Here is a 22826-nt window from a genome sequence, read left to right as displayed (position 1 = left end):
GGTTTTCGACCATGAAACGACCCATTCGAATCTGCGCTCTCATCACCGCGGCCCTGGCCGGCCTGGCCGGGCTTGCTCTGGCCCAGACCAAGCTGGCGACCATCAACTCGCAGGAGGTCCTGGAGCGGTCCGCCGAGGGCAAGAAGGCGATCGCCGCGCTCCAGGCGGCCGATAAGAGGTACACCGACCAGATCGCCGGCCTGGACGACCAGATCAAGCAGCTGCAGAACCGCCTGCAGACCCAGCGCCTGACCCTGACCGCCGAGGCGGCCGCGGGCATCCAGGCCGACATCCAGAACAAGCAGACCTTGCGTCAGCGGGCCGCCGAGGACGCTACCAAGGCCATGCAGGAACTCCAGGCCTCCACGCTCTCGAAGATCCAGGACGCGCTCATCCCCCTCATCGAGCAGCTCCGCAAGGACAAGGGCCTCGACATCATCTTCGACCTGGCCAAGAGCGGGACGGTCTATTTCAACCCGGCCGTCGACCTGACCGGCGAGGTCATCAGCCGCTACGACGCGATGAAGGCGGCCCCGCCCGTCAAGAAGTAGCCTCCCGGGAGCCGGACCATGATCCCGACCGAACAGATCATGCGCATCCTGCCGCACCGGTTCCCGCTCCTGCTCGTCGACCGCGTTCTCGAGATGGTGCCCCACAAGACCATCGTCGCCATCAAGAACGTCACCTGCAACGAGCAGTTCTTCCAGGGCCACTTCCCGGACTGGAAGATCATGCCCGGCGTGCTGATCATCGAGGCCATGGCCCAGGCCGGGGCCGTGCTCCTCTTCAGCTCCATCCCCGACCCGGAGACCAAGGTCGTCGTCCTGAGCAAGGTCGACAAGGCCAAGTTCAAGAGGATGGTCGTCCCCGGCGACCAACTCCGGATGGAAGTCGAATGGACCAGGGAGAAGGGCCGGATCTGCCAGATGAAGGGCCGGGCCCTCGTCGGGAGCGACCTGGCCGCCGAGGCGGAGATCTTCGCCAGCGTCCTCGACGTCGCCGACGTCCGGTCGCCGCTTACCTGACGGTCTTGATCAGCTTGCCGGCCGCCGGCACGGCCGAGAGCTCGAGGCCGTTCATGACCGCGAACTGAGGCCCCAGCTTCTCCGTCAGCCCCGCCTTTTTCAGGATGGCCTGGAGCGTGTCCGCCCCGTTGGCCCTGACCAGGGCCAGGCGCCTGGGCGAGCGGTTGATCTTCGCGGCGTCGACGAGGTCCCGGAACGAGGCGACGACCCTCCTGAATTCCGCATCGTACCCGGGGTAGGCGCTGGCGGCGCTCATGGCCTGGAAGGCGTAGACCCAGTCCCCCTTCTTCAGGCAGGACAGCCTCATCTGGACCGGGGCCTCGTTCTGCTCGGTGATCGTGTAGGCCTGCTCGTAGCAGGCCAGGCCGTTGACCGTCGTCCGGTTCTCGTTCAGGAGCTTGCCCCCGGAACTCGTGATCTGGGCGGCCTGCTTCTTGAGGAACTCCTCGGCGCTGTCGGCCGACTTCCCGCCCTGCAGGATCAGGCCGGCGTTCCGGTCGGACGACACCAGCGTGACCTGGGTCGGCATGTTCTCGACGGTCCAGCCCGAAGGAACGGCGAACTGGAAGCGGAGGGCCGGATGATAGAACACGCCGTTCTCGACGTAACCCTGCCGGGGGTCCTCGCCGTAGACGACGCTCTCGACCCTCCTGAGGTAGGCGTCCGGGTTGCGGGCCAGCGGCTTGTCGGCCGGCCGCAGGAGGCTCTGGACGTGGGTGACGCGGTCGGCCGTCAGCGGGTGCGTCGAAAGGAACCCGGGCAGGGAGCTGCCGCCGCCCGAAAGGTCGCCCATCTTCTGCAGTGCGGCGAAGGTGACGGCCATGTCGGCCGGGTTGTAGCCGGCGGCCCGCGCGTAGTCGACGCCCAGTCCGTCGGCCTGGTTCTCGTTGTCGCGGCTGAATTTCAGGAAGAGGACCTGGAGTCCGGCGCCGGCCAGGCCGGCGTACTTGGCGAACTGCCTGCTGACGACGCTGCCGACGGCCAACCCGATCTGGGCCGCCTGGGCCTTGCTCATCTGGCTCATGGAGTGGCGGGCGTTGACATGGCCGATCTCATGGCCGAGGACCGCGGCCAGCTCCGCCTCCGAGCCCATCAGGGCCAGGATGCCCCGGGTGACGTAGACCGAGCCTCCCGGAACGGCGAAGGCGTTGATGACCGGGCTGTCGAGCACGGTGAAGCGCCAGGGCAGGCCCGGCCGCTGTCCCCTGGCCGCCAGGGACTTGCCCACCTGGTCGATGTAGGCCGCAAGGGCCGGATCGTCGTAGACCCCGTAAGTGGCCGCGACCTCGGTGTCCGTCTGCCGTCCGAGCTGGATCTCCTGGCTCTCGGAATAGAGCATGAACTCCTTCTGGCCGGTGACGGGGTTGACCGCGCAGGCGGCCGCCGCGAGAAGAAGAAGGACGAGGGCCGCTGATCTGGTTCTGGTCATCGGGACCTCCTTGTCATTTCAAAGTGAAGAGGCCGTCGTCGAGATTCGTGTTGCGGGTGACGGCCGTGATGGTGATGCGCTGGGCCTCGGCGCCGTTGTGGAGCGCGCGCAGGGCGTAGGGGATCATGATGCCGCCGGTCCTCTCGTAGCGGGTCGAATACGTCTCGGTCTCCACCTCGATCCCGCTCTGGTCGAAGGCCCGCGTCCGGGTCAGGTAGGGGAGATAGGTCTCGGGATCGAGGTAATAGACGGTCTTGTGCCCGTCCGCCTCCGTCTGCTCGAGGACGACGTAGTCCTTGCCCTCGAGGGCCGCCTTGGGCTTGAGGGCGTACTTGACCCCGGCGCGCCGCGGATCGAGCCAGGCCAGGGTCCCGGCCGCCTGCCGGGCGAGTTGCCTGGCCATGAAATCGGGCAGCTCTTCGACCGCGCCGGACCGCGGGTCCGTGACCCAGGCCTTGCGGCCGTCGTAGGCCCTGACGACGGTCATGTTCGCTTCGGGGATGGTCAGCTCCACGCGCAGCTTGTCCGTCCCTTTCTGGTAGACCGTGATGGGCACGGTGATGCCGTACTGGACCATCTCGGCCGTGCCGGAGACGGTCGTGTCCTTGATCGAAGCGAGGGCCTTGCGCCCGCCCATGGCCGAGACGAGCTTTTCGACCACGGCCAGGGCTTCCTTGCTGCCCGCCGCGGCCGGGCCGCTTTGGGCCCGGAGGGGCCGCGCGGCCGTTATGGCCGACAGGACGGCGGCCAGGATCCAGATCGTCGATTTCTTCATCGGTCCCTCCGTGATGGGGTCAAAGCGATTTTAAACCAAAGAGCAGTGACTTGCCAGCCCGGAGGCCGGACCGGAGCGGCGAGGCGGCTGAGCCGGCGCGCGGGCGGCAGAGAGCCGAAGAGCCCGGGATTAGCCATCCAAGCTCGCTCAGTTTAGCCAATATCTCAAAATTTCGGCTAATCACGTAATATGAAGATATATAAGCAAATACACGATGCAACGCTAATAAATGTGTTCATAATTAGAACGTTGAAATGTGCTCAACTTGATTATAATGCTTGACTTACGAAATATTTATGTGCTATTATTATAATGTACCGAAATAGGACATACTATGTCTCCCAGGCTGGAACTGATCACTTGTGCGAGCTTCGGCCGCGAGATCCAGGCCGTCCAATCTTGTCCCGACCTCGCCTCTGTCCGGTTCCTTCCCCAGCCCGTCAGCTGCGACCTGGCCGAAGCCGAATGGTCCGGTCTCGGCGCGGCCGCGGCGTCCTGCGCCAAGAAGGGCTGCTCGTTCGGCGTTATCGGCGGATACTGCCTGACCAGGCCGGCCCGGGAGCTGGGGCTCGACGGGGCCTGCCGCCTCTACCAGGAAAGCCAGTGCTTCGAGTGGGTCGCCGACAAGGGCCTCCTGGACCGGGTGCTTCAGGACGGGGCGCTCCCCGTGCTGCCTGGCTGGCTCAAGGATTGGGAAGCCCATGTCGAGGCCCGCTGGGCCTCCGACCGCAGGGCGGCCCAGGCCTTTTTCCGCGACGTGGCCCGCAAGGTCGTCCTGGTCGACACGGGCGCCTATCCGGGCATCGACCGCGAGCTCCGGTCCTTCGGCCGTTTCCTCCGGCTGCCGTGCGAGGTCCATCCGGCCGGGCTGGAACATTTCCGCCTGGCCTTGAGCCGGATCGGCCTGGCCTGGCGCGTGGACGGGCTCGAAACGGAGATCGCCGACCGCCTGTCCCGGGGCGGGGAGAGCGGCATCGATCATGCCCGGGCCGGACGGCTCCTCGATGCCGTGACCTCCGCCGGGAGCATGGACGAGGCCCAGGCCGGCGTCCTCGAGCTCGTCCGGACCGTCCTGGCCCCCCGGGAAGCGGCCTATTATCCGTTGGAGTCGTTCGCCGGCCGGCCCCTGGTCGAAGGGACGCCCGTGGACCGGATCATCGCCCTCAACGCGGACTGCGTCCGGTCGGAGGACGGCACGAAGGCTTTTTTCAAGATCGCCCACGGCCGCGAGATCCTCGGCGTTCTCGAGCTCTCCGGGTCCGGGCCGGCCGGACGTGACGGCCGCGAGGCCGACCTGGCCCTGACCCTGGCCAAGCTCGCCGGCGTGGCCCTGGCCAACGTCCGGGCCGGCCTGGCCGCCGAGGACGCGCGCGAACGGGCCGACGCCGCCGAGGCCATCCTGGCCTCCGGCGAAGAGATGATGGCCCGGACCTTCCATTATCCCCTGGGCACCTACCGCACGACGCCGCAGGGCAAGATCGTCGAGGCGGCGCCGCAGCTGGCCCGCATGCTCGGCTATCCCGACGTCGCCGCCCTCAAGGCCGTCGGTTTCTGGGACCTTCATAAGGACCCCCGGGACCGGGACAACAAGCAGGCCTACCTCGACTCGACCTCCATGATCGGCCTGTTCGAATGCCAGCTCAAGCGGGCCAACGGGACCACGATCTGGGTCGAGGACTCCTGCCGCGCGGCCAAGGACCCCCAGGGCCGCGTCCTGTTCTATGACGGCGTCATCGAGGACATCAGCGAAAAGAAGAGGATCAAGGAAGAGCACGCCTGGGTCGTGCATCTGCAGGCGGCGGTCGGAGAGGTGTCCGAGCGGCTCCTGTCCCCGACGCCGATCGAGGAGGTCTCCGCGCTCGTCCTCGACCAGGCCCGCCGGCTGACCGCCAGCCTGTCCGGGTTCGTCGGCCACGTCGACCAGAAGACGGGCGCCCTGGTGCCGGCGGCCATGACCGCCGACGCCCGGGAGATGCTGGACGGGCACCCCGACGCCGCCGACCGCTTCCACGAGAACTCGGGCATGTGGCGCTGGGTGCTCGAGGAGCAGCGGGCCATCGTGACCTCGATGCCGAGCCTGGACCCGCGCTATCGCGGCCTGCCGGACTGGCACCTGCCGGTCGGCCCGTTCCTGGCCGTCCCGGCCATCATGTCGGGGGACATCGTCGGGCTCATCGTCATCGCCAACGCGGAGAACCCCTACCTCGAACGCGATCTGAAGGCCGTCGAGCGGCTGGCCCAGCTCTACGCGATCGCCGTCCAGCGGACGCGCACGGAGAACGCCCTGCGCGAGCTCTCCCTCGTCGACGAGCTGACCAAGGTCTACAACCGCCGCGGCTTCTGGACCCTGGCCGAGCAGCAGGTCAAGGTCGCCCACCGGACGCGCAAGGAGATGACCCTCTTCTACGCCGACCTCGACGATCTCAAGAGGATCAACGACACGCTCGGCCACGACGCGGGCGACCGGGCCCTGGTCGAGGCGGCCGACCTGCTCCGGGAAGTCTTCCGCGATTCCGATATCATCGCCCGGATCGGCGGGGACGAATTCGTCGTCCTGGCCATCGATATCGCCGAGGGCAAGGCGTCCGCCCTGGCCCGCCGCCTCGGCGAGCGGATCGGGGCCCGCAACGCCCAGGCCGAGCGGGCCTTCGAGCTGACCTTCAGCGTCGGGATCTGCCGCTACAATCCCGACCGGCCCTGCTCCCTCCAGGAGCTTTTAACGCAGGCCGACCGGAGGATGTACCAGGACAAGACGTCGAAGAAGGCCGCGGCCGCGCGGGCCTGAGGGCGGCCCCGCCCGTCAGTGGCGGATCCCGTACTTGGCCAGCTTGTTGTAGAGCGTCGTCCGCGAGATCGCCAGGATCTTGGCCGTCTGGCGCAGGTTCCCCTTGGTCACCTTCAGGAGATAGGCGATGTAGTCCCGCTCGAGGTCGCTCAGGGTCGACAGCCGGCCGTGGCCGGTCAGGGCCAGCGTCCCCTCGGGCGGCACGTAATCGCGGAGATACTTGGGCAGGTTGGCGACGTCGACGAAATCCTTCTTGCAGAGCATGGCCGCGCTCTCCAGGACGTTGGCCAGCTCGCGGACGTTGCCCGGCCAGGCGTACTTGAGGAAGAGCTTCTGGACCTCGCGCGAAACGCCGTGCACGTCCTTGGCGAAGCTCCGGCTGGCCGCCTGCAGGAAGTGGCGGACGAGGAGCGGGATGTCCTCGGGCCGCTCCCGCAGCGGGGGCAGCTCGAGGACGACCTTGTTCAGGCGGTGGAGAAGGTCCTCGCGGAAGGAGCCGGCCCGGACCATCTCGCCCAGGTCGCGGTTCGTCGCCGCCAGGACCCGGACATCGACCGCGGTGCTGTCGTTGCTCCCGAGCGGGCGGAACTCGCGGTTCTCGAGGACGCGCAGGAGCTTGGCCTGGACGGCGACCGGGATCTCGGCGATCTCGTCGAGGAAGATCGTCCCGCCGTCGGCCTCTTCGAACAGGCCGCGCTTGTCCTTGTCGGCCCCGGTGAAGGCCCCCTTCTTGTAGCCGAAGAGCTCGGATTCGAAGAGGTTCTCGGGGACCGAAGCGCAGTCGCAGACGACGAGGGGCTGGTCCTTGAGCGGGCTCAGGCCATGGATGGCCCGGGCCACGACCTCCTTGCCGGTGCCGGTCTCGCCGACGATGAGGACGCTCGAGAAGTACCGGGCGATGTTCTCGATCAGGCCGAAGATCTCGAGCATGGTCGGGTTGCGGCTGATCAGGCCCTCGAAGGCGTATTTCCGCTCCAGCCGCTTCTCGAGGTGCAGGGTCTCGCGCCGGAGGTCGCGCTTGCGGGAGATGCGCCGCAGGATGTCGCCGAGGATGTCGCGCTCATAGGGCTTGGGCACGAAGTCGGTCGCCCCGGCGTGGACGAGGTCGAGGACGGCCTCGCGGCCGAGGGGCTCGCCGCCGACGAGCACGTCGACGAGGGCGTCGGCCTTCTTGATCTTCTTCATGATCAGGACCGCGGCGGCGGGCGAGTCGCCGGCGTCGACCAGGACGACCCGGATGCCGTTCTCCCGGATGATATCCAGGCAGGCGTCGCCCGTCTGGGCGAAGAAGACGTTGAAGTCGGCGGCGACCGGGGCCTTCTTGACGGTCTCGTAGAGCGAGAAATCGTCGGAGATGATCAGCAGGTTGGTCTGCGCTTCCATCTGGCCCCGCCCCGCTTCCGCGGCGGTGGGCTTATATTATCAAGTCTTCGGGACGGGGTCAAACCCAAACTCCGGCGTTTTTCGGCCTCGACAGCGATCAGGTCCGGCTCCTTCCCGGCCGCTCGCGGACCAGCGTGACGCGGGTCCGGCCGCGGATCTCCTCCTCGATGCGAACGACCGGGGCCGCCGCCTGCGCGAGGTACTTCACATGGGCCCGGAGGTAGGCCAGGCCCTGGGAGCAGAGGAACTCGAGCCAATCGCCGGTCGCCGTCTCGTCCATGAGCTCGGGGTTCTGCTCGTTGAAGGTCGTCCTGGCCCGGGGGGTCATCCGGCCCTCGACCGGGCCCCGGCGCCTGGCGTAGATGTTGACCCCGTCGGCGACCTCGAGCGCATCCATGTGCGGCTCCCAGCGGGCCGCCCAGCGCTCGTAGCGGTCGTAGAGCCTCCGGTTCGAGGCGGCGATGGCCGGGTCGGCGTTGAGCTCGGCCGCGATGAGCTTCCTCAGCGCCCCGGCCTCCTCCCGCTGCCTTTCGTAGATCGGCAGGCGCAGCGACTCGAAGTAGGTGAACCAGCCCCTGGGGATCCAGTAATCGCGGAAGAGATAGGGCGTGTAGTTCGAGAAGGGCTGGACCCATTCGTGGGAAGGATAGCCGTGGAGGTTCAGGACCAGGTCCGGCGCCCAGCGGTCGTAGAGGCGGGCCCGGACGGCGGCCTCGGGCAGGATCGGCTTCGTCCCGGTCTGGTAGCCCATGTCGACGCCGAGGGCCCCGTAGCGGCCGGCGTGGAGGCTATGCCCGGGCTCGTTCTTTTCCATGACCCAGGCCAGCGCCGCCCCGTCCGGATTCTCCACGGGCTCGAAGACGAAGCTCATGGTCTTGAGGGCCTCGCGCGCGGCCGCGTCCCGGGCCAGGATCTCGGCGAAGCGGAGCAGGTAGTTCGTCGACGAGACTTCGTTGGCGTGCTGCCGGGCGACGGCCTGCAGGGTCGGCTTGGCCGTGACCAGCCGAGGCATCGAGACGTAAGGCCCAAGCGGCAGGAAGAGCTCGAGGACCGGGACCTCGCGGCCTTCGTAGGACCGGCCCCCGGTGTAGCCGCGCACGCCCGGCAGCGCGGCCAGGCGGCGGACGAGGTCCGCGGCCTGGTCCGGCGGGATGATCTCGCGCGTGGTGACGATGGCCCGGCCGTCCTGCGCCGGGGCCGGGACGGCCACGGCCCCGGACGGCGCCGGGCCGGGCAGGACCGGCAGCCGCTCGTCCTTCTTCAGGGCCTGCCAGCGGGCCCGCAGGGTGACGCCGTCGAGCCCGGGGAAGCGGAACGGGTCGGCCACGAGCCCGGCCCCGGAGATCCGGCGCCAGGACCCGGCGATGTCGACGAAGGCCAGGTAGTCGGCCTCCTTCTCCCATTCGGATTCGAAGAAGACGTTGGCGACGCGCCCCGCCCGGCCATCGTAGACGAGCGTCGAGGCCCGGGTCTCCTTCGGCTTGAGTGCGGGGAAGACCGACTTGCGCGAGACCTCCTCGCGGCCCTTCTCCTTCCAGCGGAGGACGAGCTGGGGCGAGGGGGCCGGCCAATCCTCGAGGACGATGCGGACCGCGGCCGGGCCGCCTTCGAGCGAAGGGTGGAGGGACGGGAAGACGTTGCCCGGCGCCGAGGACCGGGAGGTGTCGTCCGCCGCGTCGCTCGCCTCGGGATCGAAGCGGGTGATGCCCCGCAGCAGGTCGAGCGTGTCGAAGTAGACCTCGTCGTGGATGGCCTCGAGCGACGAGATCATCTCCTGGTCCAGCCCGATCCGATAATCCGGCTCGCTCGCCCGGAGGTCGACGAGCAGGCGCTTGAAGTAGGGCTGTTTCGAGAACGTCGGCTGGCCGCCGGTCTTCTTCCGGATGTGGGCGACGACGGCCGTCAGGACGTCCGCCTGGTAGAAATCCCAGAACTTCTCGAGGTCGGTGGCCAGCGGCTGGTCGCAGACCACCGTGCCGCCGGCGACGACGCGCAGCCAGCCCGTCGTCGCTTCGGCCGTTCCCCATTCCGGCAGGACCGCCGACAGCGGGATCGCCCGCGTCCGCGGCGTGAAGCTGTCGGCGAATACGACCCGGCCCCCGGCGTCCGCCGCCTCGACGGCGTAGACCGGGCCGCCGGGGCCGGCCTTCTCGAAGACGATGCGGTCGACCGGCAGGCCCAGGTCCCGGGCCAGGATCTCGTCAACGGGATAGAGCTCCTGGAGCCAGCGGTTCGGCTCGGCATAGGCGCGCCGGGGCCGGGCGAAATCCGGCCGGACTCCGGCGAAGCGAACGGTCAGGCGATCGACGCCCCGGCCCCGGAGGGCCGGGAGGACCTTTTCGACCAGCCAGGAATAGCCGGGCTTGTAGGCGGACAGGACCTCGACCCGGGCCGCCGGGAAGCCTGAGGCGGCGAGGAACGCCAGGACCTCGCCCCGGACCTTCTCCCGCACGGCGGGGGATTCGCTGACGCCGATGCTGACCTCGACCGCGCCGCCCTTGCCGGCCGCGTTGACCAGAGCCTTGAGCCGGTCCTTGAGCGCGGCCTTGGCGTCATCGACCTCCCAGGTGAACGACCGCTCCTTTTCGAAGACCGTCCGGCCGGTCCGGAGCGGCGAGACGGCGACCGAGACCGGCGCGCCGCCGGCCGCGCCGCGCAGGGCGGCCCTGACGGCCTCCTCGAACGGGGCGTTGGCCGCCGGCAGGACGAGCTCGGCGTCGACCGACTCGAGGTCGCGTCCCTTGATCTCGGCGGCGGCCTGGTCCACGGCGTTCATCAGGAAGGCCTCGGCCGCGCCTTTCTCGCCGGCCAGGAACCGCTCCAGATCGGCGGCCAGGTCGGCGAGCTGCGGGTTCCCTTCGCCGTAGGCTGCGAAATAGGGAAACGTCCGGGCAAGATAGGACAGCGTCCCGTCGAGACCGGCCGGATCGGCGCCGCTGACCACGGCGGCCGACGACTTGCCGAAGGCCTTGGGCACGATCTGGACCGCGCCTGCCCCGGCGGCGAGATCCGGCCGCTCGAGCTTGCCGCTCCGGGCCAGATCGTCCGTCATCGCGTTGGCGCCGACGAGGATAGGGCAGGGCAGGGCCTTGCGGCTTTCGATCTCCGCCTCCGATTGGACGATCGGAAAGGAGGCGCCGGCCGTGCCCAGGACGAGGCGGCTGGCCAGCTCGGCCAGGCCCGGGCCCGCCGCGTCCCTGGGCGCGACGATCACGGCGTCGAGGGCGTCCGGGATGCCGTCCTTGTCCTGGTCGCCGTAGGCGGCCCTGGTGGAATAGAGGCTGAGCAGGTCGAACTCCTTGCCGGCCGGGTCCACGGGCGGGCGTTCCTTGAACCGGGGCGTGAGGAGCCGCTTCGTGGCTCCTGTCCGGGGCAGGACGGCCTTGGAGCCGGCGGCGCCGCCGCGAAGCTCGACGGTCAGGGCGGCGCAGCCGGGGTAGGACAGGACGGACGTCCGCTCTCCCCGCCGCTGGGCGGCGGCCAGGGCCAGGAAGGCGTCCTCGGCTTTCCGGCAGTCCGCCGCGGCGGCGAAGCGGACCTCGACCGCGAGATCGATGATCTGGCCCTGGTCGAAGGACAGGGCCTCGAGGCCGTCCGCGACGGGCGCGGCCGCGGGGAATTCGTAGAGGGCCTCGCGGACGACCGTCGACCGGCTTTCCAGTCCGGCAGCGGCCAGGAAGGCGGCCAGGTCCTTTTCGAGCGCTTCGTAGGTCGCCCCGGCCTCGCGCCCCCAGATCTCCCAGAAATACGGCCAGCGGAGGAAGAAGGCGCGGCCGGTCCGGAGCAGCGCCTCTTCGGACCCGCCCAGACAGGCGATGCCCTTCCGGCCTTCGCGGCCGAACAGGACGACCCGCCCCTGGTTCGGCGCGAGCGGCGCGGGCGCGATCGACCCGTCCTTCAGGGCCTCGCGGACCGAGGCGAGGTTGCCGCCGACGAAAACGGAGAAGGCCGGGGCCGGAGCCCCGGCGAGATCGGATTCGCGCCGGACCAGGCCGAGATCGACGGCCAGGCTCTCGAAGTTCGTCCGGGCGGCGATATCGGCGGCCAGGGCCAGCTCGGCCGCCGACGGCCTGTCGGGCACGACGATGGTCAGGGCCGGCTTTTCGGGGAAACCGTCGCCGTCGAGATCGAGAACGGCCTGGCCCGGCCGGAAGAGGCGGGACAGGCTGTCCGTCCCGGCCAGGACGCCGGGAACGAGGGCGAGGGCGGCGCAGGCGGCGAGCAGGGCTTTCTTCATGGAACGGCTCCTCCGTGGGCGATTCGTCGAAATTCTATCATACTCCGCGTCCCCCGGCGTTGCGGCCGGCCGTCAATAAAATTAGAATAGGGCGGATATCGAACCGACGCGCGAGGAGCCGCCGATGGACAAGTTGAGGAGACAGCGACGCAGGATCCTGGCATCGGTCGCCGCGGCCGTGATGGCGGCCGCCGTCGCGGTCTCGTGCGGCCGGAAGGGGCCGGCCCCGGCGGCGCCGGAGAACGGTCCGGCCCGGATCAGGATCAGGAAAGAACGCCTGACCGTCGAGTACGACGGCCGGACCGTCTTCGACGGCAGGATCACGTCCGGGGCGACGGGCTTCGAGGCCCAGGTCAACGTCTTCACGAAAGGCGGCGCGGTCAGCCAGACCGTTTGCCTGGCGCCGCGGGACCGACGGGGCCGGGTCGGGCTCGCGGGGACGCTGGCGGCCGGACCGGAGTCCTTCCCCTGCCAGGCCGACCGCCCGGACCGGGGCCTGGCCATGGTCCGCCACGTCTCGGGGACGAGCCGGAGCCTCCTCAACCGGGCCGTCTACGACCGCGGCCGGGACTGGGCCCTCTCGGTCGACGAGGGGCCCCGGGCCGGCGTCCGTCCGCTCGCGGCCGGCCCGGACGGCAAGTCCTACGAGCTCAGCGCCGAGGGCGGCGAGATCGTCCTGCGCTTCCGGCCCCGCTTCTACCAGGTCCACCGCGGGCTCGAGTTCTTCGAGCCCTGGACGTACAAGGTCTGGCCCGATCCGGTCTCCGGCTGGATCTCCTGGTTCGCCTTCGGCGACGCGGTCACCGAGCGGGACATCATCGAGGCGGCCGACGCGCTGGCCGGGACGCTCCTGCCCTTCGGCTATGACCACCTGCAGATCGACGACGGCTATCAGAGCGGGGAGGGGCGCCCCGACCTCTGGCTGACGGCCAACGCCAAGTTCCCGGGCGGCCTGGATTTCCTGCCGCGCTACATCAAGAGCAAGGGCCTGAAGCCGGGCATCTGGACCAACGTCGCCTTCAAGCAGCCCGAATACGCCGCGGCCCATAAGGATTGGTTCGTGACCGACGAGGCGGGCCGGCCGGCCCGCGGCAACTGGGTCGGGTTCAGCCTCGACGCGTCCGTGGCCGCCGCCGTCGACGCGGTCGTCCGGCCGGTTTACCGGGAGCTCGTCGGCCAGGGCTGGGAGTATTTCAAGGTCGACGCCCTCCGCCACCTGCGCTACGAGGGCTACAACGCCCATGCGTCCTACTTCCGGAAAAAGAGGAAGAGCCTCGTCGCCGCCTATCGCGCCTATGTCGAGGCCGTCCGGAACGAGGTCGGCCGGGACCATTTCGTCCTCGGCTGCTGGGGGATCAGGCCCGAGCTAATCGGCCTCATCGACGGCTGCCGCATCGGCAACGACGGCTTCTCCTATGCCGGGCTGGCCCAGTTCAACTCCTGGAACAACGTTGTCTGGCGGAACGATCCCGACCACATCGAGCTCAACGAGGACCGCTTCCGGTCGACGCTGGTGACCTCGCTCACCGGCTCGATCCTGCTGCTCACGGACAAGCCGGCGGTCTACCGGACGGCGGAGGCCGAGGCGGCCCGCCGGGCCGCCCCCGTGCTCTGGACCGTGCCGGGGCAGCTCTTTGACGTCGATCCGTCGCGCTCCTCCGAGCTCGGCCGGGTCGGGGCCGAGGTCAGCGGCTCGGGGCCGCGCGTCTTCGACGCGTCGCTGCGGCCGGCCTGCGATCTGTTCCTGCTCGAGATCGAGCGGCCCTTCGGATCGTGGTCCGTCCTCGGCCGGACGGGAGAGTCCGCGGCCGAGATCGCCTTCGCCGACCTGGGCCTGGACCCGGCCAGGGAGTACTACGTCTTCGAGTTCTGGACGAAACGGCTGCTCGGCAGCTTCTCCGGCGGGTTCGCCCCGGGACCGTTCGACCCGCTCTACCGGTCCCAGGCCCTGGCCATCCGGGAAAGGCTGTCCCGCCCCCAGGTGCTGGCGACGAGCCGGCATGTCACCTGCGGCGGCCCCGATCTCGAGGACGTCCGCTGGTCCGGCGGGACCCTGTCCGGGACGAGCCGGGTGGTGGCCGGCGATCCCTACGAGATCTACCTGACCGAGCCCCAGGGCTGGCGGCTGGTCCGCTTCGAAGCCCCCGGCGCGGCCGCCGCGACGGTCGGGAGGACCGGGGCCCTGGTCAAGGCCGGCTGGGTGCCGGCGGCCGGGGGGACGGCCGGCTGGCTGGCCGTCTACGAAAAACGATAGCCCCTTAAGCACTACATCTTGTGCGGGTTAGACTGGCCATGCCCCATGGCTAGAATCCCCGCTTGACAAGTCCGGCTCCATCCGCTAGCATGAATCCGCAGCCAAGCGGGTTCCTCTCATGAAGTTCGATAGATTTAAGTACGTCTTTATTCTGTTCGTCGGGTTCTTTTTCTTCGGGGGGATCCCTGTCGAATTCGGCACCGAGGGGGCCTTCTTCCACGGCTTCATGATCCCCAAGCCGGTCATCAGGGTCGGGCTGGGCACCAATCTCAAGGACATCCGCATCCGGTCCTCCTCGGGCATGAAGATCTACGAGGTCAACACCGGCTACCGGGTCATCCACGACGACGCCGACGAGGCCGAGATCAAGGGCGCCGGCGAGAAGCTGACCGAGAAATACGTCATCCTGCTGGCCCACGCCAAAGAACGCGAGGAGGCCGACCAGCTGGCCGCCAGCGCCCGGTCCAGGATCGGGGCCGAGGTCACCGTGGCCCAGGACATCGAGGCCGACGCCGCCGGCGTCTTCGAGGTCAAGCTCGGCGAGTTCCTGACCCGCGGCGACGCCCTGGCCAAGGTCGCCGAGCTCAACGCGGCCGGATTCAAGGACGTCTGGATCGAGCGCGAGGAGATCGTCGAGGAGCCGTCGCGGCCGATCTGGATGCTGGTCGCGAGCGAGCTCAAATCGCTCGACCGCGACTCCGAGCTCTACTTCATCCCGGCCAACCCGCAGAGCTTCCTGATGCTCAACGGCAGGGGTTACCGCGGCTTCCTGGTGATGAAGGGCACCCCGCGCGGGCTGGTGATCGTCAATTACGTCAACCTCGAGGACTACCTGAAGAGCGTCGTCCCCGGCGAGCTCTCGCCCGGCCAGTTCAACGCCATCGAGGCCCTCAAGGCCCAGGCCGTGGCCGCCCGGACCTACGCGCTCAAGAACATCGGCCAGTTCGATCATTTCGGCTACGACCTCGTCGACACGCCGCGCTCCCAGCTCTACACGGGCATGGCCTCCGAGAACCCTCTGAGCACGCGGGCGGTCGAGGAGACCAAGGGCGAGGTCGTGCTCTACCGGGGCGAGCTGATCAACGCCCTCTACACCAGCACCTGCGGCGGCCGGACCGAGGACGCCGATAAGGTTTTCTTCGGCCGGCCCGTGCCGTATCTCAAGAGCGTCGAGTGCGCCTCGGAGAAGCAGAAGGAGTGGCAGATCGAGGCCCGCACCCACGTCGCCCCGATCGTCATCGACGGCCGGGACGCCAGCCTCGACGTCGCCCTGCTCGTCGGGCTGGGCATCGTCCCGATGGGCGCCGAGCCCCTGGACTTCCGCAAGGAGGCGACCTTCGACGAGGCCGTCGACTGGGTCCGCGACGCGCGGCGGCTGGTCGGGATCCGGGACCAGGGGTTCGTGCCCGATTCCGCGGCCCTCGATTTCGTCAGCCTGGCCCGGCTCCTGGTCGAGGCCTTCGGCTGGCAGGACCGGACCGGGGAGCTGCTCCTCGACGGGGAAGTGGACTTCCTGCTCAGGGACCTGCCCGAGGTCCAGGGCCCGGACCGCCGGCCTCTCGCGTACTGTTTCCAGTCCGGGCTCTTCCCGGCCTCGGTCCGGACGGGCGACCCGCGGCGGCCGGTCAGCCGGGCCGAGCTGGCCCTGGCCCTGGCCCGCATCGTCAAGGATCAGAAGGACTTCTTCAAGACCGGGACGTTCCGCGCCGCGGGCAAGGGGACGATCGAGGTCGGCCAGGATTTCGACCGCCGCACCCTCTCCCTGTCCAATCACGTCCGCCTGCTGCGGACGGTCGAGGGCGAGACGAGCTTCGCCACCAAGCTCGTCCTGCTCGGCGGCGAGAACATCCGCTGGCTCGAGCGGGAGGGCCAGATCGCCTACCTCGAGGTGTTCTACCCGCCGAATTCGAACGTCCTCGACCGGTCCTCGCGCTTCAACCGCTGGCAGGTCCGGAAATCGCGGCTGGAGCTCGACAGGCTGCTCAACCAGTCCTATGCCATCGGCCCCCTGGCCGACATCGAGATCAAACACCGCGGCGAGTCGGGCCGGGTGGTCGACCTGACCCTGACGGGGGAGAGCTCGGCCGCCGAGGTGCGCGGCTTCCAGATCCGGGCCGCCCTGGGCCTGCGGGACACCCTGTTCGTCATCGACCGGACCTACGACGAGCAGGGGCGCGTCGACCAGTTCACCTTCTCCGGGCGGGGCTGGGGACACGGCGTCGGGCTGTGCCAGGTCGGGGCCTACGGCATGGCCGTGGCCGGCGGCAAATACAAGGACATCCTCAAGAAGTATTACAGCGGCGTCAAGATCGATAAGATCTACTGAATTGCCTTGGCTAAGGCATCGTTCTGATAATAAATCAACAAGCTGAAAATCCGGGGAAAGCCTTCAGGGCACGGCACCCGGTTTTGGAGGCAAAAAACGCTCGTCCGGGCCTGTCGCCCGGCGGCGAATGTGCTATGATTGGCGGGCCGTCTGCCGGCCGAGCCGTTCGGAAGAAGGCCGGGAGGCAGCCGGGGAGGACAACATGAAGACGGCCAAATCGCTCAATGCCAGGAAAACCGAGGCCCGGGAATACCAGACCGGCGCCTCCGGCATCTTCTTCACCGTGAAGGACGTCCTTTACGAGGGCCGGTCCAAGTTCCAGCGGATCGAGATCATCCGCAACAAGGATTACGGCCGGATCCTGTTCCTCGACGGCCTTGTCCAGACGACCGAGCGCGACGAGTTCTACTACCACGAGATGCTCGTCCACCCGGCCCTGGCCTCCCATCCCCGGCCGGCCCAGGTGCTCATCATCGGGGGCGGCGACGGCGGGGCCCTGCGCGAGGTCCTCAAGCACCCGGTGAAGAAGGCCTGGCTCGTCGAGATCGACGGCAAGGTCATCGAGGCCTGCCGCGAGCACTTCCCCTGGCTCCGGTCGACTTTCCGCGACCCGCGGGCCGAGCTCGTCGTCGCGGACGGCAACGTCTTCATCGACGAGGTGCGGCAGAAGTTCGACGTCATCCTCGTCGATTCCTCGGACCCCGTCGGGCCGTCGACGGTCCTCCATCAGGAGGCCTTCTACCGCAAGCTCAAGGCCAAGCTCAATCCCGGCGGCATCATCGCCGCCCAGGCCGGCTCGCTCATGCTGCACCTGGAGTCCCACGCCCGGAAGAGCGTCTTCCTGAAAAAGATCTTCCGCCACTCGCCGCTTTACCTCGGGCCGGTCCCGACCTACCCGGTCGGCACGTGGTGCTACAACTTCCTTTCGGACGCGGTCGACCCGGGCAAGGTCCGGACGCTCTACATCCCCGACGGTTTGAGATATTTCAATCCCGACGTGTACCGGGCGGCCTTCGCCCTGCCGAATTTCCTGGCCGAACGGCTGAAGAAGGGGAAATAGGGGCTCGGGACCCGAGGTGGAGTTCGCCGACGGGGTCCCGGAGCGCACCCGGTGCCCGGCCGCGGAAAGGACGCCGCATCATGACCACGAGATGGCTCATCCTGGCCGGGCTCGGACTGATGATCGCGGGGAGCGCGGCCGTCCTGATCGCCAAATTCGTCCTGATCGACACGAAAGCGTCCGCGGTGGATCCCCAGCGCTACCTGGGGCATCGTGCCAGCGGGGCGGACCTCTACGAGCGGCCCTTTCTGGCTCTTGAGCGGGGCTCGAGCGGATGGACTGCGCGGAGTTCATCAATTTCGACACTACGTGGAAAGCTTCTCTTGTAAAACCAGGCGCATCTTCGACCCATGAGGAAATGCATGATCAGACGAATTGTCGACCTGCCCGCCGTCTCACCCGGGCGTGCCACCCGCTTTATCCGCGTCCGGGGCAAGATGGAAACCAAGGCCATCAGGGGCTGGATCGGTGGTAAACAATGACCCCCCGGGAACGAGTCCTCGCCGCCCTGGACCACAGGATCCCCGACCGGGTGCCCCGGTTCGAAGTCTGGATCGACGCCCTTTTCGACGAGTTGGGGCAGGGCGATCAGACCGAAGCATACGTCAACATGGGCCAGGATTGCCTGATGATGCCGAGTTCGGTCCAGCTCGGCGCGAGCGCCGGCAAGGACGGCGTGGACGAGTGGGGACGCGTCTGGCAGGGAGGCGTTTACGTGGACGGTGCCGTCGAAACGGAGGCCGATCTCGAGCGCTTCAGCCCGCCCGCGGCCCTGGCCGGACGCCTTTTCGACGGGGGGCGCATCTCGGCCCTCAGGGCGCGCCATCCCGACCATTGCCTCATCTACGGCTCCCATATCGGCCCGTTCATGGCGGCCTACATGGCCATGGGATTCGGGCGATTCTTCCTGCGCCTGGCGGACGAACCGGGATTCGTCGCCGCGCTGCTCGAGGCCCGCACGGAATGGTGCCTGGCCGTCTTCCGCGAAGCCGTGAGGCTGGGGGCGGAAGTCCTTGTCCTCGGCGACGACGCCGCGCACAAGAACGGGCCGATGATCTCCCCGCGCCTGTGGCGGGAAATGGTCCTGCCCTGCCATCGCCGCATCGTCCGGGAAGCGAAGGCGCCGGTCGTCTGGCACAGCGACGGGAATATCGAGCCGTTGCTGCCGATGGCGATCGAGGCCGGGTTTGCCGGCATACACGGGCTCGAGCCGGCGGCGGGAATGGATCTGGCGCGGATCAAGCGGGAGTACGGCCGCGATCTCGTCCTTGTGGGCAATATCGATGTCCGCGTCCTCTGCGGCCGGGATCTGGCCGCCGTGCGGGACGAGGTCGTGCGATGCCTCGGCCAGGGCTCGCCCGGCGGCGGGTACATGATCTCGACCTGCAACAGCATCTTCGCCGGCATCAATCCCGCGGCCGCGGCGGAGATGTTCCGCTGCGAGGCGGACCTCGGCGCAGACGTCATCACCCGGATCTGACACGGCCGGCCGCCCGCGAGCGCTGCGGCTTCTTCTCCTGCGGCGACGGCAGGCCGATCCCGTGACGGCGCGGTCCTTTCAGGCCATGGTGACCGCCGGTTTGCCGCTGCTCCGGTCGATCGTCAGCGCGGCGCAGTTCGCCGCCGGGCTCGGGCTCCCGGCGAGTCGGCGGAAGCCAGGTAGTCCCGCAGGATGACGGCGCTGTTGCGTTGTTCGTCCTTGGCCGCGTAAACGAACGTTGCCGGACCTTTTCCGATCCGCGCCCTCAGCCGGTTGACCTCCTCGGCATTGGCCCGAAGCTCGCCCCGATAGCGCCGGCGGAACTCCCTCCACTTCGCGGGGTCGTGGCCGTACCACGTTCGGAGCTCCGGGCTGGGGGCGACCTCCTTGAACCACTCGTCGATCGCCGCTTTCTCCTTGGTCAGGCCTCGGGGCCACAGGCGTTCGACGAGGAGCCGCAAGCCGTCTGACTTGTCCGGCGGTTCATAGGCGCGTTTCAGCTTGACGTCCATGACGATCCCCTCCTCTGCGGTCCGCCTTCATTATATGCCGCCGGGCCTGGGAAGCCCTCGAACTATTTATCGCGGCTCGACCTAAGCGGAAGCCCGCGAAGCCGCAAGAGGCGATTCAGGCGCCCAGCAAGCCCGCCGCCTGGCGGGCCCCCAGCGCGGCGAGCATGTCCACGGTCATCGCCGCCATGTCGTAGCCCGGCCTCCAGCCCCACTCGGCCCGGGCCGCGCTGTCGTCGATGGACTCGGGCCAGGAGTCGGCTATGGCCTGCCGGAAATCCGGCGCGTAGCGGATCTCGAACGACGGCATGTGCTTGCGGATCTCGGCGGCCAGCTCGCCGGCCGAGAAGCTCATGGCCGTCACGTTGAAATTCGAATGGTGCTTGAGCCGGGCGAAGTCCGCGTCCATGAGGTCGAGCGTGCACTTAAGGCAGTCGGGCATGTACATCATCGGCAGCCGCGTGTCCTCGCGGAGGAAGCAGGTGTAGCGGCCGGTCCTGACGGCGTCGTAGAAGATGGCCACGGCGTAGTCGGTCGTCCCGCCGCCGGGCAGGGTCAGGTGGCTGATGATGCCGGGGTAGCGGCAGCCGCGGACGTCGAGGCCGTACTTCCGGACATAATAATCGCAGAGATGCTCGCCGGCGACCTTGGTGACGCCGTACATGGTCGTGGGGCTGAGGATGGTGTCCTGCGGCGTCATGACCCGGGGGGTCGCGGGCCCGAAGGCGGCGATGGAGCTCGGCGTATACACGCGGACGAGGTTGCGGGCCCGGGCGGCCTCGAGGACGTTGTAGAGGCCGGCCATGTTGACGTGCCAGGCCTTCTGGGGGTTCTTCTCGCCGGTCGCCGAGAGGAGGGCGGCCAGGTGGTAGACCGTGTCGATCCGGTGCCTGCCGAGAGCGGCGTCGAGGGCCCCGGCGTCCGTGACGTCGAGGAGCTCGAAGGGGCCGGCCTCGGCCAGCTCGCCCTTGGGGCGGAACAGGTCGGTGACGACGACGTTGGCGTCGCCGTGTCTGGCCCGCAGGGCCCTGGCCAGCTCGGACCCTATCTGTCCGGCCGCGCCCGTGATAAGAATGCGCTTGGTCTCTTTGGTCATCGGCGTATCTCCGCTCGCGATCGATCGAATACAGAATGCTATTAATAGCACAGCGGCCGCCGGACGGCAACACGGCCGGGCCGGGCCAGCCGGCCCCCGGGTTTGACCCCTTCCCGGACTTCGGTTAAAGTGATAGGGCTCACCATGAGTCGCGATCCTGACCATCACTCCGAGGAGGCTCTCCCCATGGCTATCAACCTGACCGGCACGGGTCTGACCGTCGAGAGGGTCGTCGAGGTGGCGCGCGGCCGCGTCCCCGTCGCCCTGGACCCGGAGGCCAAGAAGCGCATCGAGAAATGCCGGGCCCTGCTCGAGGACAAGATCCAGAAGAAAGAGATCATGTACGGCGTCAATACGGGCATCGGCGAGCTGGCCAACGTCGTCCTGACCCAGGAGCAGGTCGAGAAGTTCCAGCGCTACCTCATCTACAGCCATGCCGCGGGCTACGGCCAGCCCATGCCCGAAGACATCGTCCGGGCGGCCATCCTCGGCCGCATCAACTGCCACTGCCACGGCCACTCCGGGCTCCGGCCGGTCGTCACCGAGACCCTGGCTGAGCTCCTCAACAAGGGCGTCACCCCGGTCATGTGCGAGAAGGGCTCGGTCGGCGCCTGCGGTGACCTCTCGCCGATGGCCCAGATGGCCCTGGTCCCGATGGGCGAGGGCGAGGCTTTCTACAAGGGCGAGCGCCTGCCCGGGGCCGAGGCCCTCAAGCGGGCCGGCATCACGCCGCTCGTCCTCCACGCCCGGGACGGCCTGGCCATGATCAACGGCTCGAACGTCATCGCCGGCATGGCCGCGCTGACCGTTTACGACGTCCACCGCTGGCTCAAGGCTTCCGAGATCGCCGCGGCCATGACCCTCGAGGCCCTCAACGCCAACATGAAGGCCTACGACGAGCGCCTCCACAAGACCCGCGGCTATCCCGGCGCGCTGGAATCGGCGGCCAACGTCCGCCGCATCACCGAGGGAAGCGAGCTCCTGGCCCAGCCGGGCAAGAAGGTCCAGGACGCCTACAGCCTTCGCAGCACACCCCAGGTCGTCGGCGCCGGCCGCGACGCCCTCAAGTGGGCCCGCTACATGATCGAGATCGAGATCAACGGCGCGGCCGACAACCCGGTCTTCTTCCCCGACGAGCAGCTCGTCCTGACCGGGGCCAATTTCCAGGGCGTGCCCATGGCCTTCCCGCTCGAGCTCCTCGGCACCGCCGTGACCACGATCGCGGTCCTGTCCGAGCGCCGCCACAACCGGCTGATGAACCCGCATCTCAGCGCCGGCCTGCCGGCCTTCCTGACCAAGGGCGCGGGCATGTTCTCGGGCCTGATGCTGAGCCAGTACACGGCCGGGGCCCTCGTCTGCGAGAACCGCGTCCTGTCCCATCCGGCCGCCACCGGCTCCATCCCGGCCGCCGCGGACCAGGAGGACTTCGTCAGCATGGGCATGACCACGGCCCTCAAGACCCGCCAGATCCTCGACAACGCCCAGGCCGTCCTGGCCATCGAGTTCATGGCCGGGGCCCAGGCCCTCGATTTCCGCAAGCCGGTCCGGCCCGGGAAGGGCACCCAGGCCGCCTACGACGTCATCCGCAAGCACGTCGCGCGCCTCGAAGAGGACCGGCCCCTTTACAACGACATCAACGCGCTCAAGGAGGTCGTGGCGTCCGGGGAGATCCTGGACGCGGTCGAGAAGGCCGTCGGGACCCTGGCGTGACGCCATGAGCCTGCGCATCGCCCTCGTCACCGGGGCCAGCCGCGGCATCGGCCGAGCCATCGCCCTGCGGCTGGCCGAGGACGTCTCCGGCGTGGCCGTCCACTATTTCAGCAGGCGCGAGGAGGCCCAGGAGCTGGCCGCGGCCATCCGCGAGAAGGGCAAGCTCTCGGCCGTCTTCCGGGCCGACCTGACCAAGAAGGCCCAGGCCGCCGGCCTGATCAAGAAGGTCGAGGAGCGGTTCGCCCGGGTCGACATCCTGGTCAACAACGTCGGGCCCTTCCTGGTCAAGCCCTGGGACCAGCTGGAGGTCGCCGATTGGGACAAGGCCCTCCGGGGCAACCTGCTCGGGCCTTACTTCTGCCTGAAGGCGGCCCTGCCCGGCATGCGCAGGCGGAAGTGGGGGAGGATCGTCAACATCGGCTACAGCCGGGCCGAGCATCTCGGCGCCTTCCCCACCATCGCCGCCTACGCCGTGGCCAAGACCGGCCTGCTCACCCTGACGCGGACCGCCGCAGCGGCCGAGATCGTGAACGGGATCACGATCAACATGGTCTCGCCCGGGCTCATCCGGGGCGGCGCCATGCCTTCCCTGAAGAACGTCTCGGAGTCCCAGATCGGAACCTTCGAGGACGTCGCCGGGGCTGTGGCCTACTGCGCCTCGGACAAGGCGGCGGCGATGACCGGGGCGAACCTCATCGTCGCCGGCACCTGGAAGATGTAGCCGACCCCCTCTTGGTTGACTTTCCGGAAGGGCGGC

Annotated in this window: 16 protein-coding genes; 10 read left to right on the top strand and 6 right to left on the bottom strand. The window is 68.5% G+C overall.

Features of this window, described 5'->3' with window-relative positions:
• Positions 1 to 11 precede the first annotated feature (11 nt).
• Together ABFD52_08620 and fabZ are read left to right on the top strand one after the other, a co-directional pair.
• Positions 12 to 551, top strand: a complete 540-nt coding sequence (locus ABFD52_08620) for an OmpH family outer membrane protein (protein MEN6560822.1) — start codon at positions 12 to 14, stop codon at positions 549 to 551.
• 18 nt (positions 552 to 569) lie between these two features.
• Complete coding sequence (fabZ, locus tag ABFD52_08615; GenBank protein MEN6560821.1) at positions 570 to 1025, top strand: 3-hydroxyacyl-ACP dehydratase FabZ; 456 nt, start codon at positions 570 to 572, stop codon at positions 1023 to 1025.
• Here the strand turns inward: fabZ and ABFD52_08610 are convergent.
• Positions 1018 to 2454, bottom strand: coding sequence for a M48 family metalloprotease (locus ABFD52_08610; GenBank protein ID MEN6560820.1), 1437 nt, complete (start codon positions 2452 to 2454; stop codon positions 1018 to 1020). The two genes, fabZ and ABFD52_08610, sit on opposite strands and share 8 nt — an antisense overlap.
• 13 nt (positions 2455 to 2467) lie before the next feature.
• Positions 2468 to 3229, bottom strand: coding sequence for a hypothetical protein (locus ABFD52_08605; GenBank protein MEN6560819.1), 762 nt, complete (start codon positions 3227 to 3229; stop codon positions 2468 to 2470).
• Between the two features lie 334 nt (positions 3230 to 3563).
• On the opposite strand from ABFD52_08605, the gene ABFD52_08600 reads away from it, so the two are divergent.
• Positions 3564 to 6014 carry a diguanylate cyclase gene (locus ABFD52_08600; protein ID MEN6560818.1) on the top strand — a complete coding sequence of 817 codons (2451 nt, stop codon included), beginning with the start codon at positions 3564 to 3566 and terminating at the stop codon, positions 6012 to 6014.
• A gap of 15 nt (positions 6015 to 6029) precedes the next feature.
• Here ABFD52_08600 and ABFD52_08595 read toward each other — a convergent pair whose 3' ends face one another.
• Positions 6030 to 7397, bottom strand: a complete 1368-nt coding sequence (locus ABFD52_08595) for a sigma-54 dependent transcriptional regulator (protein MEN6560817.1) — start codon at positions 7395 to 7397, stop codon at positions 6030 to 6032.
• Positions 7398 to 7494: 97 nt separating this feature from the next.
• Positions 7495 to 11634 carry a M14 family metallopeptidase gene (locus ABFD52_08590; GenBank protein MEN6560816.1) on the bottom strand — a complete coding sequence of 1380 codons (4140 nt, stop codon included), beginning with the start codon at positions 11632 to 11634 and terminating at the stop codon, positions 7495 to 7497.
• Between the two features lie 124 nt (positions 11635 to 11758).
• Here ABFD52_08590 and ABFD52_08585 point away from each other — a divergent pair, with 124 nt between their 5' ends.
• From ABFD52_08585 to ABFD52_08565, 5 genes are all read left to right on the top strand, one after another.
• Positions 11759 to 13888 (top strand): alpha-galactosidase, encoded by a 2130-nt coding sequence (locus ABFD52_08585; protein ID MEN6560815.1) that lies wholly within the window; start codon positions 11759 to 11761, stop codon positions 13886 to 13888.
• Between the two features lie 118 nt (positions 13889 to 14006).
• Positions 14007 to 16214, top strand: coding sequence for a SpoIID/LytB domain-containing protein (locus tag ABFD52_08580; GenBank protein MEN6560814.1), 2208 nt, complete (start codon positions 14007 to 14009; stop codon positions 16212 to 16214).
• A gap of 202 nt (positions 16215 to 16416) precedes the next feature.
• Complete coding sequence (gene speE / locus ABFD52_08575; GenBank protein ID MEN6560813.1) at positions 16417 to 17274, top strand: polyamine aminopropyltransferase; 858 nt, start codon at positions 16417 to 16419, stop codon at positions 17272 to 17274.
• Positions 17275 to 17354: 80 nt separating this feature from the next.
• Positions 17355 to 17603, top strand: coding sequence for a hypothetical protein (locus tag ABFD52_08570; protein ID MEN6560812.1), 249 nt, complete (start codon positions 17355 to 17357; stop codon positions 17601 to 17603).
• A gap of 149 nt (positions 17604 to 17752) precedes the next feature.
• A complete protein-coding gene (locus ABFD52_08565) occupies positions 17753 to 18754 on the top strand; it encodes a uroporphyrinogen decarboxylase family protein (protein ID MEN6560811.1) in 1002 nt (333 codons plus the stop codon).
• 122 nt (positions 18755 to 18876) lie between these two features.
• On the opposite strand, the gene ABFD52_08560 is transcribed toward ABFD52_08565, so the two are convergent.
• Together ABFD52_08560 and ABFD52_08555 are read right to left on the bottom strand one after the other, a co-directional pair.
• Complete coding sequence (locus ABFD52_08560) at positions 18877 to 19266, bottom strand: DUF488 domain-containing protein (protein ID MEN6560810.1); 390 nt, start codon at positions 19264 to 19266, stop codon at positions 18877 to 18879.
• Between the two features lie 115 nt (positions 19267 to 19381).
• The gene (locus ABFD52_08555; protein MEN6560809.1) at positions 19382 to 20359 is read right to left on the bottom strand and encodes an NAD-dependent epimerase/dehydratase family protein; all 978 of its coding nucleotides are present in this window, start codon (positions 20357 to 20359) and stop codon (positions 19382 to 19384) included.
• A gap of 186 nt (positions 20360 to 20545) precedes the next feature.
• On the opposite strand from ABFD52_08555, the gene hutH reads away from it, so the two are divergent.
• Both hutH and ABFD52_08545 read left to right on the top strand, forming a co-directional pair.
• Positions 20546 to 22069 (top strand): histidine ammonia-lyase, encoded by a 1524-nt coding sequence (hutH, locus tag ABFD52_08550; GenBank protein MEN6560808.1) that lies wholly within the window; start codon positions 20546 to 20548, stop codon positions 22067 to 22069.
• A 4-nt stretch (positions 22070 to 22073) separates the two neighbouring features.
• Positions 22074 to 22790 carry an SDR family oxidoreductase gene (locus ABFD52_08545; protein ID MEN6560807.1) on the top strand — a complete coding sequence of 239 codons (717 nt, stop codon included), beginning with the start codon at positions 22074 to 22076 and terminating at the stop codon, positions 22788 to 22790.
• Positions 22791 to 22826 lie beyond the last annotated feature (36 nt).

This window comes from Acidobacteriota bacterium (assembly GCA_039683095.1).
In the GTDB taxonomy this organism is placed as follows: domain Bacteria; phylum Acidobacteriota; class Aminicenantia; order Aminicenantales; family Saccharicenantaceae; genus RBG-16-66-30.
Note: the sequence above shows the minus strand (reverse complement) of the source record. Positions and strands in the feature narration are given on the sequence as shown.